Genomic DNA, 14133 nt, shown 5'->3' with positions numbered 1-14133 from the left:
GCTGTTTTTTGGCCAGAAAAGCATCAGGAAATGGTATGATGAACCACTTTTTTTGCGGTGCATGGCCAGGCAGCCGTCGCGATGCCGCATCTGAACTGAATATGAACCGGGTTCACCCATAATATAACCGCCAGCATAGGCCAGGAACTCTAAAACACGTGCGTCTCTCTTCCATCAAGTTGTCGGGATTTAAGTCTTTCGTCGATCCCACCAATTTCCAGGTGCCAGGCCAGCTCGTGGGCGTGGTCGGGCCGAATGGCTGCGGCAAGTCGAACATCATCGACGCCGTGCGCTGGGTGCTGGGCGAATCGAAAGCGTCGGAATTGCGCGGCGAATCGATGCAGGACGTCATTTTCAACGGCTCCACCCACCGCAAACCGGCCGGGCGCGCTTCCGTGGAGCTGGTGTTCGACAATAACGATGGCAAGGCGTCGGGCCAGTGGGGCCAGTACGCCGAGATCGCCGTCAAGCGCACCCTGACGCGCGACGGCACGTCCACCTATTACATCAATGGCCAGCCCGTGCGCCGGCGCGACATCCAGGATATTTTCCTTGGCACCGGCCTCGGCCCGCGCGCCTACGCCATCATCGGCCAGGGCATGATTTCGCGCATCATCGAATCGCGCCCCGAAGAATTGCGTGTCTTCCTCGAGGAAGCGGCAGGCGTGTCGAAATACAAGGAACGCCGCCGCGAGACGGAAAACCGCCTGCAGGACACGCGCGAGAATTTGCTGCGCGTGGAAGACATCTTGCGCGAACTCAATGCCAACCTGGAAAAGCTGGAAGCGCAGGCGGCCGTGGCCACCCGTTTCCACGCCTTGCAGGCGGACCAGGAAGAAAAGCAGAAGCTGTTGTGGCTGCTGCGCAAGAACGAGGCGCAAAACGAGCAGACGCGCTATTTCCGCGAAGTGGAACAGGCGCAGACGGACCTGGAAGAACAGACGGCCAAGCTGCGCAACGTGGAACTGACCCTGGAGCAGATGCGCCAGGCGCACTTTGCCGTGGGCGACCGCCTGCATACGGCGCAAGGCCATCTGTACCAGACGAATGCGGAAATCGGCAGCCTGGAAGCGCAGATCAAGTTCGTCATCGAATCGCGCGCCCGCCTGCAGGCGCAGCTGGCGACCCTGACGGCCCAGCGCGACCAGTGGAACAGCCAGGGCGCCGAATACCAGGAGCAGATCGAAGAAGCGGAGTTCCACCTCGAGGAACTGGCTGCCAAGGTCGAGCAGTCGCAGATGATGGCCGAGCAGAAGGGCGAGCAATTGCCCGAGCTCGATGCCGCCTGGCGTGCAGCACAGAACAAGAGCACGGAATCGCGCGCGCGGATCATGCAGGCCCAGCAGCAGCTGGAACTGGAATCGGCGCACCAGCGCAACGCCTCGAACATCCTGGCCAGCCTGCTCACGCGCCGCGAGCGCCTGCAGCAGGAAAAGAACAGCCTCAGCTTGCCCGACAGCAGCCACCTGGAAAACCTGAAACTGCAGCTGGAAGAAAAGCAGCAAACCCTGGAAGAACAGGGTTTCTACCTGGAAGAAGCGCTGGAGCAGCAACCGAAACTGGAGCAGGAGCGGATGGAGGCGCAGGCACAGGTCAATGCCGAAACGGCCGCCAACGCCCAGCTGGAAGCGCGTCTTTCTGCCTTGAAGCAGTTGCAGGAACGGGTGCAAACCCAGGGCAAGGTCCAGCCATGGCTGAAAAAGCACGAGCTCGACACCTTGCCCCGTCTGTGGCAAAAGCTGCAGATCGAAGCGGGCTGGGAAGCGGCCATGGAATCGATCTTGCGCGAGCGCACGTCGGCCTTGCAACTGTCGAACATCGACTGGGCCAAGGCTTTCTTTGCGGACGCGCCGCCAGCCAAGCTGGCCCTGTATGCGCCATCGACCGTGGCGCCGCTGCCCCTGCCGGAAGTGCCGGGCCTCAAGCCTTTCCTGAATTTGCTCAAACTCAACGATCCGGGCTTGCGCGGCTTGCTGCAGGATTGGCTGTACAACGCCTACGCCGTGGAAGACGCGGCCGAAGCCCTGGCTGAACGCGGCAAGTTGCCGCCGGGCGGCTATTTCGTCACGCGCGCCGGTCACGTGGTCACGGCCACCAGCGTGCGCTTCTATGCGGCCGATTCGGAGCAGGAAGGCATGCTGGGCCGCCAGCAGGAAATCGAGAATATCGGCAAACAGTTGCGCGCACAGCAATTGCTGGCCGAAGAGGCACGCGCCCGTTCCGTGCGGGCCGACGCGGCCGTGGGCGCCTTGACGCGCAATCTGTCCGACTTGCGCCTGCGCATACAGCAGCTCACTTCATCCGTGCATACCTTGCAGCTGGACGTGGTGAAACTGTCGGAAGTGGAAGCGCGCTTCAATCAGCGCAGCACGCAGATCGGCGCGGACCTGGCGGAAATCGCCGCCCAGGAAGCGGAACAGCAGCAGATCAAGGCCGAGTCGGAAGAAAAATTCGAACAGCTGGACATGGAACTGGGCAATCTGCAGGAAGCGCACGAAGACGGCCATACGGATTTCCTGCAGAAAGAGCAGCGCCTGGCCGAAGCGCGCGAAGCCTTGCGCGACCTGGAGCGGGCCGCCAAGGATACGGAATACGCGGAAAAAGCCCATCGCGCGAAGATCGAGGAACTGCGCCGCAACATTGCCACGGCCAGTACGCAGGCCCAGCAAGTGACGGCCAGCCTGCAGGCGGGCGAACTGGAACTGGCCAACCTGGAAAGCGGCGCGGCCGCCGACGGCTTGCAGGATCTGCTCGAGCGCCGCACGACGCAGGAGCGGGCGCTGGCGGACGCGCGTCATGAACTCGATCAAATTACGCAGCAGCTGCGCCTGTCCGAAGATGCGCGCACGCAATCGGAACGCAGCTTGCAGCCGCAGCGCGACAAGATCATGGAAATGCAGCTCAAGGAACAGGCCGCGCGCCTGAACCAGGAACAATTCGCCCAGCAATTGCTGGAATCGGGCGCCGATGAGGCGGCCCTGACGGAAAAGCTGCATCCGGATATGCGCCCATCGTATCTGCAGGGCGAAGTGACGCGCCTGACCAACGCCATCACGGCACTGGGCGCCGTCAACCTGGCCGCGCTGGACGAGCTGGCGCAGGCGTCCGAGCGCAAGAATTTCCTCGACGCCCAGAATGCCGACTTGACGGAAGCGATCAATACCCTGGAAGACGCGATCCACAAGATCGACAAGGAAACGCGCGACTTGCTGCAAGACACGTTCGACAAGGTCAACCACCACTTTTCCGAGCTGTTCCCGATCCTGTTCGGCGGCGGCCAGGCGCGCCTGACCATGACGGGCGACGAGATTCTCGATTCCGGTGTACAAGTCATGGCGCAGCCTCCCGGCAAGAAAAATGCCACCATCCACCTGTTGTCCGGTGGAGAGAAGGCGCTGACCGCGACCGCATTGGTGTTTTCCATGTTCCGCCTGAATCCGGCGCCGTTCTGCCTGCTCGACGAAGTCGATGCGCCGCTGGACGATTCGAACACGGAGCGCTTCTGCCGCATGGTCAAGCGCATGTCCGACCAGACCCAATTCCTTTTCATTTCGCATAACAAGATTGCGATGGAAATGGCCCATCAATTGATCGGTGTGACGATGCAGGAGCAGGGCGTATCGCGCATCGTGGCGGTGGACATGGAGTCCGCCGCAAATTTTGCAACCGAGGCACAAGCAGCATGACAGACCTTCAAATTACCTTGTTCGGCGCCGGCGGCGTCTTTATCGTCGGCGTTTTCTCGTACAACAAATGGCAGGAATACAAGGCCAAGAAAAGCGTGGAACGGGCTTTTTCCACTGACCACGACGACGTGCTGATGCGCGAAGGCGATGCGCCCGCAGTGGAAGCCCAGGAACCCGTCCTGCGCCAGGAGCCGCGCTTTGACGCCGCGCCCGCCGCCAAGGCAGAACCGTCGTTCGGCGCGCCGCCAGTCGTCGCCGTCGCCGACGCGCCCGTGCATGCGGAACCGTCGCTGGCCGATGCGGATCCGGCTCCGGCCGTCCCTGCCGCACCCGTGCAGCAGGAAGTCAGCGCCGCCAGCGAGCAGGCGACCAGCCTGGTCGATCCGCTCATCGATTGCCTGCTGCCTTTGTCACTGGAAGCGCCCGTGCGCGGCGACAAGATCCTGCCCGTGCTGCAAACCCTGCGCCTGGTGGGCAACAAGCCCGTGCACTTCATCGGTTTACACGTGAATGGCGACTGGGAACCGATCACGCATGGCGGTGTCTACACCAAGATGCAGGGCGGCGTGCAGCTGGCCAGCCGCAGCACGGCCCTGAACGAGCTCGAATACTCGGAACTGGTCACGCGCCTGCGCGGCGTGGCGGACGAGATCGGCGCCGAGCCGGAAGTGCCGGACATGATGGAAGTGATGGCTGAAGCGCGCAATCTGCACCGTTTCGTTGCCGGTCACGATGCCCAGCTGGGCGTGAATCTGCACACGAATGGCGCGCCATGGGCCATTTCCACCTTGCTGTTCGCGCTGGAAAAACAGGGCTTTGACGTGCGTCCGGACGGCCGCTTCGTCATGCCCGATGGCGAAGGCGGTTATCTGTTCTCGCTGTCGACGAATGTCACCCTGGCCGAGGAAACGACGCCCCGTCTGACCCTGCTGCTGGACGTGCCCTGCGTGGCGCCCGCGCGCGACGGCTTCGGCGCCATGGTCGCTTGCGCCAAGGCACTGGTAGGTCGCCTCGACGCCACCATCGTCGATGATTACAACCAGGCCCTGTCCGATGCGGCGCTGGCCGAGATCGCCGGCCAGGTGCAAGAGTTTTACCAGGAAATGGACGCGGCCGACATTCCGGCTGGCTCCACCCGCGCCCTGCGTTTATTTAGCTGAAGAATCCCGCAACAATGACTGATCCGATCAACCAGGACGCCGCCCAGCGCGTCCTGGCACTCACGGCCGAACTCAATCGGCATCTGCACGCCTACCACGTGCTCGACAACCCCACCATTCCCGATGCCGAGTACGACAAGCTGTTCGTCGAATTGCAGGTGCTGGAAGCGGCCCATCCCGACTTGCGCACGCCCGATTCGCCCACCTTGCGCGTGGGCGCGGCGCCCTTGCCGCAATTTGAGCAAGTCACGCACACGGTGCCGATGTTGTCGCTGAATAATGGTTTCTCCGACGACGATATCGTCAATTTCGACCGCCGCGTGCGCGAAGGCCTGGGCGTCGATGGGCAGGACGTCGCATATGCGGCCGAAGTGAAATTCGACGGTCTGGCCATCAACCTGCGTTATGAGGACGGCCTGTTCGTGCAGGCGGCCACGCGCGGCGACGGCGCCACGGGCGAGGACGTGACGGCCAATATCCGCACCATTTCCGGCATCCCTTTGCGCTTGCATGGCAGCCACGTGCCGGCGCTGCTCGACGTGCGCGGCGAAGTGATGATGTTCAAGGCCGATTTTGCCCGCCTGAACGAACGCCAGCGCGAGGCGGGGCAGAAGGAATTCGCCAACCCGCGCAATGCGGCCGCCGGCAGCCTGCGCCAGCTCGATTCGCGCATCACGGCGCAGCGCAAGCTGCGTTTTTATGCCTACGGCATCGGTGCCCTCGATGGCGCGGCCATGCCGGTGTCGCATTCGGCCTTGCTGGACTGGTACGAAACCCTGGGCATCCCCGTGTCGAAGGAGCGCAAGGTGGTGCGGGGCGCGCAGGGTTTGCTTGCCTACTACGCCGATATCGGCGCGCGCCGCCCCGCCTTGCCTTACGAAATCGACGGCGTCGTCTACAAGGTCAATGCGACGGAAGACCAGCAGGAGCTGGGTTTTGTGTCGCGTGCGCCCCGTTTTGCTCTTGCACATAAATTTCCAGCCGAAGAGGCGCTGACGCAGGTGCTGGGCATCGATATCCAGGTGGGCCGCACGGGCGCCATGACGCCCGTGGCGCGCCTGGCGCCCGTGTCCGTGGGTGGCGTGACGGTGACCAACGCCACCTTGCACAATGAAGACGAAGTGCTGCGCAAGGATGTGCGCGTGGGCGATACCGTCGTCGTGCGCCGCGCCGGCGACGTGATTCCCGAAGTGCTGAGCGTGGTGCTGGACAGGCGCCCGGAACCGGTGCCGCCGCCGTTCAAGATGCTCGAAGCGTGTCCCGTGTGCGGCTCGCACGTGGTGCGTGAAGAGGGCGAGGCGATTGCCCGCTGCTCGGGCGGTCTGTTCTGCTCGGCGCAGCGCAAGGAAGCGTTCCGTCATTTTGCGGGCCGCCGCATGATGGATATCGAAGGCCTGGGGGAACGTTATATCGATACCCTGGTCGAACTCGAATACGTCCATGGCCTGGCTGACCTGTACAGCCTGACCCTCGATAAATTGCTGGAAATGAAGCTGCGCGCCGACGAACGTGACGGTTCGACGCCGGAAACAGTGCAACAAGGCAAGATTCCCACCAAGTGGGCGGAAAACCTGTTGGCAGGCATAGAAGCGAGCAAGCGTCCGCCGCTCGAACGTTTCCTGTTCGCGCTCGGTATTCGCCATGTGGGCGAATCGACGGCGAAGACCCTGGCCGAGTGGCTGGGCAGCCTGGCGTATGTGCGGCAAGCGCCGGCGGCCTTGCTGCGCGTGCTGCCCGACATCGGCGGCACGGTGGCGGAATCGATTGCCGATTTTTTTGCCGAAGAAAAGAACCAGCAGGCGCTGCAGGCCTTGCTGGACGCTGGCGTCACGCCGCAGGGCGAACACGCGCCCAGCGCCAAGCTGCGCACGCAGCTCGAGGAAACCAAATTGCTGGCCGCCATCGGCATCCCGAAGCTGACGGAGCCGCGCAGCAAGCAGCTGGTGGAGCGGGGCGTGACCCTGGCCAGCCTGGCGGCGCAAGGCGCCAGCTTCCATGCCGGTTTGCCGGCTGCCGTGGCCGAATCGCTGGCGCAGTGGCTGGCCGATGAAAGTCATGTCAAGCTGCTGGTTCAACTGGACGCCCTGCGAAATGAATTAATGTCACAATTGCCTGAAATGCCAGCCGCCGGCGGCAAGCTGGACGGCAAGACCTTTGTCCTGACGGGCACTTTGCCCAACATGAGCCGTGACGAGGCCGCGGAGCTGATCGAGGCGGCCGGCGGCAAGGTCAGCGGTTCCGTGTCGAAGAAGACAGGCTATGTCGTTGCGGGTTCGGACGCCGGCAGCAAGCTGGCCAAGGCGCAGGAACTGGGCGTGGCCATCCTCGACGAGGCGGGTTTGCTGGCCCTGTTGGCGCAGGACTAACCATTCAACATATTGCAGAAGGCCCATGAAAAAAATCAGAAAAGCAGTCTTTCCCGTCGCCGGCCTGGGCAGCCGTTTCTTGCCTGCGACCAAGGCGCAACCGAAGGAAATGTTGCCCATCGTCGACAAGCCATTGATCCAATACGCGGTGGAAGAGGCCGTGGCGGCGGGTATTACGGAAATGATCTTCATCACGGGCCGCAACAAGCGCGCTATCGAAGACCATTTCGATACGGCCTATGAGCTCGAGTCGGAACTGGAAGCGGCGGGTAAGCGCCAGTTGCTCGAGATGGTGCAAAACGTCATTCCCAAGCACATCAACTGCATTTACATACGCCAGTCGGCGCCGCTGGGCCTGGGGCATGCCGTGCTGTGCGCCCGTCCCGTGATCGGTGACGAGCCGTTCGCCGTCTTGCTGGCCGACGATTTCATGGATGTGGAAGAGGGCGTGCGCCCCGTGCTGGCGCAGATGACCGATGTCTTCCAGTATGAAAATTGCTCGCTGCTGGCGGTGCAGGACGTACCGCGCGCGGAAACCAAGCAGTACGGTATCGTATCGGCAAAGAATTATCAGCGCGACCTGGAACTGGTCTCGGCCATCGTGGAAAAGCCCGTGCCCGAAGAGGCGCCATCGACCCTGGCCGTGGTGGGCCGCTATGTGCTGACCAGCCGCATTTTCGAGCACCTGGAAAACATCGGTACGGGCGCCGGCGGCGAGATCCAGCTGACGGACGGCATCGCCGCCCTGATGCGCGAAGAGCGCGTGCTGGCCTACCGTTACAAGGGGCAGCGTTATGATTGCGGCTCCAAGCTTGGCTATCTGAAGGCAACGACGGCAATGGGCATGAAACATCCGGAAACGGGCGCGGCCTTCCGCGCTTATCTGCAAGAACTGCAATCGGCACTGGAAGCAAAATGACCGTACGTGAAATCCTCAAGATGGGTGATCCGCGCCTGCTGCGGATGGCCGAGCCCGTGCGCGAATTCGATACGCCCGAATTGCATGCCTTGATCGCCGACATGTTCGATACCATGCATGCGGCTAATGGCGCGGGCCTGGCGGCGCCGCAGATCGGCGTCAACCTGCAGCTGGTGATCTACGGCTTCAAGCAGAATCTGCGTTATCCCGATGCGCCGCAAGTGCCGGAAACCGTGTTGATCAATCCCGTGCTGACGCCTTTGTCGGAGCGCAAGGAAGAGGGTTTTGAGGGCTGTTTGTCCGTGCCCGGCTTGCGCGGCAGCGTACCGCGCTGGAGCGAGCTGCACTATGAAGGCGTCGACCAGTTCGGCCAGCCCATCAGCCGCGACTGCGATGGCTTCCATGCTCGCGTGGTGCAGCATGAAGTGGATCATTTACATGGCATTTTGTATCCGATGCGCATCGTTGACTTCACGCAGTTCGGTTATACCGAGGTCATGTTTCCGGATCTCGATCCCAACGACGACGATTAATCAGTTGACATCCGGGGTCAGACCCCCGGATGCGTTAGCGCAGAGCTTTGTGTTGCCGGCGTTGAGGGTCTGACCCCAGTATTGCGGTTTTTATATGCGCGGCAAACCTAGCGCACCTTGCGGTTGCTGCCCAGGTTATCGAGCAAGTTCTTCAATTCATCCTGCATGGCATCCGTCAGGCTCAGGAAGCGGCAGCCGATCTGCACCTGCTCGCCCAGCAGGAAGGACCGGAAGGTGCGCGACAGGCGGATTTCCAGGTCGGCGATCATGACCTTGTTCGGCCCCAGTTCCAGGCGCACGCGCGACAATTTGCGTCCCACGTACAGGCCTATCGTGTCGCGCGGATGGGCGCGCATGCCGATGCCGCCGGCCGAGAAATCATACAGCTGCAATTCATACGGACGCCCCTCGAGCACAAAGGCGGCCAGGTAGTACACGCCCAGCGGGGTCTCCAGGCGTGCCGATTCGCGCCGTTCCAGCACCAGGCAATGACTGGGGAAATTCGCCAGGTAGACGTTGGGACGGTCGGGATACGCTTGCCATTCGCCATTGATGGTAAATTGCAGCTTGGCGCTTTGCACCCACGACACAAACGTGGCGCCGCCTTCGGGCAGGGTCGCGCCTTCATTGAGTTCCAGCACGAATTGCGGCAAGTCGTCGTCGACGGACAGGATGCGCGCCAGGATGACGTCTTCGCCGCCCGCCGGGTAGATGGAAATGGCGTCGCCGTTGTCAGCCAGGCTGCACAGGGTTTCGCCGATATCCCACGGATCGCTCATGTGGTGCGGCTTGGTGCCGGGCGCCATCGGCTCGGCCACGTCGGCCAGGCTGGGCGCGCCCTTGCGCAGGGGATTGGGGATGGGATCGTTCACGACAGCGTATCTCTTTTGTTCTGATGGGGAATAGTGTATAGGTTTAAAGCAATATTTACTAAGTAAATCACAATAATTGTTTTTATATCACTAGATTCCTGTTGCTTATGTGGCCAGGCATGCCTGACAGCATGCCTGCTTGACGCCGCCGCCTAGAATTGTTCGTCCGCGCTCAAGTAGCGCCATTGACCGGTCGGCAAGTCGCCCAGCTTGACCTTGCCGATGCGCACGCGTTTCAGTCCCAGCACTTTCAGGCCCACGGCTTCGCACATGCGGCGGATCTGGCGTTTCTTGCCTTCGCGCAGGGTAAAGCTCAGCTGATCTTCATTTTGCCAGCGCACCTTGGCCGGCAACAACGGCTTGCCGTCGAGCCACAGGCCGTGGTTGAGCTTTTTCAGCTCGCTGTCGGGCAGGGTGCCGCCCTTGGTGTAGCTCACGCGCACCAGGTATTCCTTGTCGATATCGGTATCGTGGCCGATCAGCTGCTTGGCCACGCGGCCGTCCTGCGTCAGGACCAGCAAGCCGACGGAATCGATATCGAGGCGGCCGGCCGCCACCAGGCTGCGCAGCTGGGTCGGGTGGAACTGTTCCGGGCTGCGGTCTTCCGCCCAGCGGTTTTCCGCCTTGATCAGTGCCACGGCGGGCGTGTAGCCATCTTCGGCCTGGCCGCTGACGTAGCCGACGGGCTTGTTGATCAGCACGGTAACGCGTTTCGATTGCTCGGCCGCGGCCTGGCGTTCCACGGTGACTCTCTGGCTCGGGTAGACCTTGCTGCCCAGCTCGGACACCACCTTGCCATCCACGCGGACCCAGCCGCGGGCGATCCATTCATCGGCTTCGCGGCGCGAGCACAGGCCCAGTTCGGACATGCGTTTGGACAAGCGTAATAATTCTTCGGTCATGTTGTTTCAGTTTCAGTAAGGGTAGGCGCTGCGCGGGAGGTCATCACACCTTCAGCGCATCGAGTAAATCGGTTTCCAGCAATATCTGGTTGCGGGCATTGTTGAGCGCGGGACCATCGACGAGGAAGACGTCTTCGACCCGCTCGCCCAGGGTCATGATCTTGGCCGTGTGCAAGTTGATGCGGTACTTGGTCAGCACGTTGGCGATCGCATACAGCAGGCCCGTGCGGTCGTTGGCGGCCACCGACAGCAAGTAATACTGGCCCTTTTCGTCGGGCCGCAAGTCGACGGTCGGCTGGAAGGGGAAAGTGCGCGACAGGCGCGACAGCCGCCCCTTGCCCGGCGGCGGCAGCGGCGTTTGCGATTGCAGCAGTTCGCCCAGCTCATGCTCGATCAGGCTGATGATGTCGCGGTAGCTCTTGGCGAAGTTCTGCTCGGTGACGAGGAAGGTATCGAGCGCATAGCCGTTTTTCGTCGTGTGGATCTTTGCGTCGAGGATGCTGAAATTCTTGCGGTCGAAATAGCTGCAGATGCGTGCGAACAGGTCGGGCTGGTCGGGAATGTACACGGCTACCTGCAAGCCTTCGCCGATGGGCGCCAGCCGGCATTTTACCACCGGCAACTTGCTGTCAAGCTTATCATACAGCGAGCGCGTCTGCCAGGCGATGTCGGACGCGTCATGGCGCAGGAAATACGCCACGTCCAGCTGTTGCCACAGTTTCAGGTGGGCATCGGGCGGCAAGCCGTACAGGCGCAGGGTGGCCAGCGCTTCCTGCTGGCGGTTTTTCAGCTCGCGGTCGGCCGTGTGCGGCTCGCCGCCCAGCACGCGCAGGGTGATCTTGTACAGGTCTTCCAGCAGCTTGCCCTTCCAGGCATTCCACACTTTCGGGCTGGTGCCGCGGATGTCGGCCACCGTCAGCAGGTACAAGCCCGTCAGGTGGCGCTCGTCCTTGACCACTTTCGCAAACGCGGCAATGACGTCGGGATCGGACAAATCCTGCTTTTGCGCCACTTGTGACATGGTCAGGTGATTTTCCACCAAGAAAGCCACGAGTTCCGTATCTTCTTGTGACAGGCCGTGGTCCTGGCAGAACTGGGTGGCGTCGGTCACACCGAGCTTCGAATGGTCGCCGCCGCGGCCCTTGGCGATGTCGTGGAACAGGGCCGCCACGTACAGCAGCCACGACTGCGAGAAGTCGGCCATCAGCTGGCTGCAGAACGGGTATTCGTGCGCATGTTCGCTCATGGTGAAGCGGCGCATATTGCGCACCACCATCAGAATGTGCTGGTCGACCGTGTACACGTGGAACAGGTCGTGCTGCATCTGGCCCACGATGCGGCGGAAATTTGGCAGGTAGCGCCCCAGGATGCTCATTTCGTTCATGCGCCGCAGCGCATGGATGATGCCGACCGGCGCCTGCATGATGCGCAGGAACAGGGCGCGGTTGACGGGATCCTGGCGGAAGGCGGCGTCGATCTTGAAGCGCGCGTGCCACAGGGCCCGCGTGGCGCGCGACGTCATGCCCTTCAGGGCCGGACGTTCCGTCATCAGCACGAACACTTCCAGCATGGCCGACGGGTATTGTTCGAAGGTATCGTCGGCGCTGATGTCGATCAGGCTGTTGACTTCATTGAAGCGTTCGTTGATGGGTACGGCCACGTCGTCTTGCGGAAACAGCCGTGCCTCGATGTTTTGCAGCAAAATGGTGTTGAGCTGGGTCACCGTCTTGGCGGCCCAGTAGTAGCGCTGCATGAGAAATTCGCTGGCGCGGCGCATGTGCGGCCCGCTGCCCGTCGCTTGCAGGCCCAGCGATTCGGCGATGGCCGTCTGCACGTCGAACACGAGGCGGTCTTCGCGCCGTCCCGCATGCAGGTGCAGGCGCACGCGAATATCCTTGAAGGCGCGCTCCTTTTCCATCAGCTGGCGCGCTTCCGTCAGGGTGATCAGGCCGCCCGTGGCCAGGGTGCGCCACGAGTTCGCCAAGCCGGCCGCCTTGGCCACCCACAGGATGACCTGCAAGTCGCGCAGGCCGCCCGGGCTTTCCTTGCAATTCGGTTCCAGGCTGAAGGCCGTGTCTTCGTACTTGGCGTGGCGCTGGCGCATTTCCGCCGTTTTTGCCTGGAAGAAAGCCTGCGGGTCCATGGCCGCGTCATAGCGCTGCTGCAGTTGCGCGAACAGGTCCGCATTGCCGCACACGAGGCGCGCTTCGAGCAAGCTCGTCTGCACGGTGATGTCGGCTTTCGATTCGACCAGGCACTCGTCGACGGTGCGGATGCTGTGGCCGATTTCCAGGCCCAGGTCCCACAGCAGTTGCACCAGTTCCTCGAGCTTTTCCTGCGTGGCGGCGTCCGGCGCCTGTTGCAGCAGGATCAGCAGGTCGACGTCGGAATACGGAAACAGTTCGCCCCGGCCATAGCCGCCCACGCCCACCAGCGCCGTACCGGGCGGCAAGCCCGCTTCCTGCCACGCGCGCGCCAGCACGCCATCGACGCTGTGGCGCAGGCTGCGCAGCAGTTTTTCAGGCTTGCCGTCGGCCTGGAAGGCCGCAATGACGACCTGGCGGTCGGCTTTCAGTTGCTGTTTCAGCTGTTCCCGAACTTGCTTTTTCATCTGGGCCCTGGGGTGGCGGTGGGTCGGGTGGGGTCAGGCAGTATGGATCAGGCTTTGCTGGTGATAAAGGCCGGCGGCGGCGGCATGCCGGGCGAGACGGTCAGCACTTCATAGCCTGTCTCCGTGACCAGCACCGTGTGTTCCCATTGCGCCGACAGGCTGCGGTCCTTGGTCTTGATGGTCCAGCCATCGTTCATTTCGCGGATTTCGCGGCGGCCCGAGTTGATCATCGGTTCGACGGTGAAAATCATGCCCGCTTCCAGGCGCTCGAGGGTGCCTGGTTTGCCGTAGTGCAATACCTGCGGTTCTTCATGGAAGACCTTGCCGATGCCGTGACCGCAGAATTCGCGCACCACGCTGTAGCCGGCCTTTTCAGCATGCTGCTGGATGGCATGGCCGATATCGCCCAGGTGGGCGCCCGGCTTGATCTGGTCTATGCCCAGCCACATGCATTCATAGGTGATTTCCGACAGGCGCTTGGCCAGGATGGTGGGCGTGCCGACGAGGAACATGCGGCTGTTGTCGCCGTGGTAGCCATCCTTGATGACGGTGATGTCGAGGTTGACGGAGTCGCCGCTTTTCAGCACCTTGTCGCCGGGAATGCCATGGCAGATGACGTCGTTGACGGACGTGCAGATGGCTTTCGGGTATGGCGTATAGCCGGGCGGGCAATAGTTGAGCGGGGCAGGGATGGTGCCTTGCACGTTGACCATGTATTCATGGCACAGGCGGTCCAGTTCGCCCGTCGTGACGCCGACCTTGACGAAGGGGGTGATGTAGTCGAGTACTTCGGCGCCGAGCTTGCCGGCAACGCGCATGCCTTCGATGTCGGCGGCGGTATTGATACGGATGGTGGACATGGTGTGATTCGCAATCTGCAAGAATTCAGGTGAAAAGCACAGACGATTCCTGCTAAATGGGAAAAAGTCTGCAAATATGTCGAAATTATAAACGAGGCGCCCTCAATCCGCCGCGTCCTTCCTATGGCAGGGCAGGGATTTGTCGGTGGAACGCGGACGAATGGGCGATGACGCCACAGCTTGCACCAGCATGGTGCGTCGGGCCTTTCCGTCAGGCACGCGAT

At 62.0% G+C, this 14133-nt stretch carries 9 protein-coding genes; 5 read left to right on the top strand and 4 right to left on the bottom strand.

The genetic code is table 11. From position 1 onward, the window contains the following. Window positions 1-158 precede the first annotated feature (158 nt). The 5 genes from smc to def are packed head-to-tail and all read left to right on the top strand — an operon-like array spanning window position 159 to window position 8664. On the top strand, window positions 159-3686 hold the full coding sequence (gene smc, locus BLU39_RS18515) for a chromosome segregation protein SMC (RefSeq protein ID WP_092715585.1): 3528 nt from the start codon (window positions 159-161) through the stop codon (window positions 3684-3686). After that, on the top strand, window positions 3683-4846 hold the full coding sequence (locus tag BLU39_RS18510; RefSeq protein WP_092715583.1) for a cell division protein ZipA C-terminal FtsZ-binding domain-containing protein: 1164 nt from the start codon (window positions 3683-3685) through the stop codon (window positions 4844-4846). Before smc ends, BLU39_RS18510 begins: the two co-directional genes overlap by 4 nt. A 14-nt stretch (window positions 4847-4860) precedes the next feature. Then, window positions 4861-7212 carry an NAD-dependent DNA ligase LigA gene (gene ligA, locus BLU39_RS18505; RefSeq protein WP_092715581.1) on the top strand — a complete coding sequence of 784 codons (2352 nt, stop codon included), beginning with the start codon at window positions 4861-4863 and terminating at the stop codon, window positions 7210-7212. Between the two features lie 25 nt (window positions 7213-7237). Then, window positions 7238-8131 carry a UTP--glucose-1-phosphate uridylyltransferase GalU gene (gene galU / locus BLU39_RS18500; RefSeq protein WP_092715579.1) on the top strand — a complete coding sequence of 298 codons (894 nt, stop codon included), beginning with the start codon at window positions 7238-7240 and terminating at the stop codon, window positions 8129-8131. Continuing rightward, window positions 8128-8664: a peptide deformylase gene (def, locus tag BLU39_RS18495; RefSeq protein WP_034752265.1), complete on the top strand. Its 537-nt coding sequence runs from the start codon at window positions 8128-8130 to the stop codon at window positions 8662-8664. The genes galU and def overlap by 4 nt, the downstream gene beginning before the upstream one ends. Window positions 8665-8771: 107 nt before the next feature. On the opposite strand, the gene BLU39_RS18490 is transcribed toward def, so the two are convergent. The 4 genes from BLU39_RS18490 to map form a co-directional block, all read right to left on the bottom strand. After that, complete coding sequence (locus tag BLU39_RS18490) at window positions 8772-9536, bottom strand: flagellar brake protein (protein WP_092715577.1); 765 nt, start codon at window positions 9534-9536, stop codon at window positions 8772-8774. Window positions 9537-9688: 152 nt separating this feature from the next. Next, entirely contained in the window at window positions 9689-10438 is a 750-nt protein-coding gene (locus tag BLU39_RS18485; RefSeq protein ID WP_034752263.1) for a pseudouridine synthase, read from the bottom strand. A 43-nt stretch (window positions 10439-10481) separates the two neighbouring features. Further along, window positions 10482-13049: a [protein-PII] uridylyltransferase gene (locus tag BLU39_RS18480; protein WP_092715575.1), complete on the bottom strand. Its 2568-nt coding sequence runs from the start codon at window positions 13047-13049 to the stop codon at window positions 10482-10484. A gap of 47 nt (window positions 13050-13096) precedes the next feature. Then, complete coding sequence (gene map, locus BLU39_RS18475; RefSeq protein ID WP_092715777.1) at window positions 13097-13909, bottom strand: type I methionyl aminopeptidase; 813 nt, start codon at window positions 13907-13909, stop codon at window positions 13097-13099. Window positions 13910-14133: the final 224 nt, after the last annotated feature.

The organism is Janthinobacterium sp. OK676 (genome assembly GCF_900103595.1).
Taxonomy (GTDB): Bacteria; Pseudomonadota; Gammaproteobacteria; order Burkholderiales; family Burkholderiaceae_D; genus Janthinobacterium.
Note: the sequence above shows the minus strand (reverse complement) of the source record. Positions and strands in the feature narration are given on the sequence as shown.

Coding starts and splice junctions, on each gene's coding strand:
- BLU39_RS18510 (WP_092715583.1), top strand. CDS start 3,683: ATGACAGACCTTCAAATTACCTTGTTCGGCGCCGGCGGCGTCTTTATC.
- ligA (WP_092715581.1), top strand. CDS start 4,861: ATGACTGATCCGATCAACCAGGACGCCGCCCAGCGCGTCCTGGCACTC.
- galU (WP_092715579.1), top strand. CDS start 7,238: ATGAAAAAAATCAGAAAAGCAGTCTTTCCCGTCGCCGGCCTGGGCAGC.
- def (WP_034752265.1), top strand. CDS start 8,128: ATGACCGTACGTGAAATCCTCAAGATGGGTGATCCGCGCCTGCTGCGG.
- BLU39_RS18485 (WP_034752263.1), bottom strand. CDS start 10,438: ATGACCGAAGAATTATTACGCTTGTCCAAACGCATGTCCGAACTGGGC.
- BLU39_RS18480 (WP_092715575.1), bottom strand. CDS start 13,049: ATGAAAAAGCAAGTTCGGGAACAGCTGAAACAGCAACTGAAAGCCGAC.
- map (WP_092715777.1), bottom strand. CDS start 13,909: ATGTCCACCATCCGTATCAATACCGCCGCCGACATCGAAGGCATGCGC.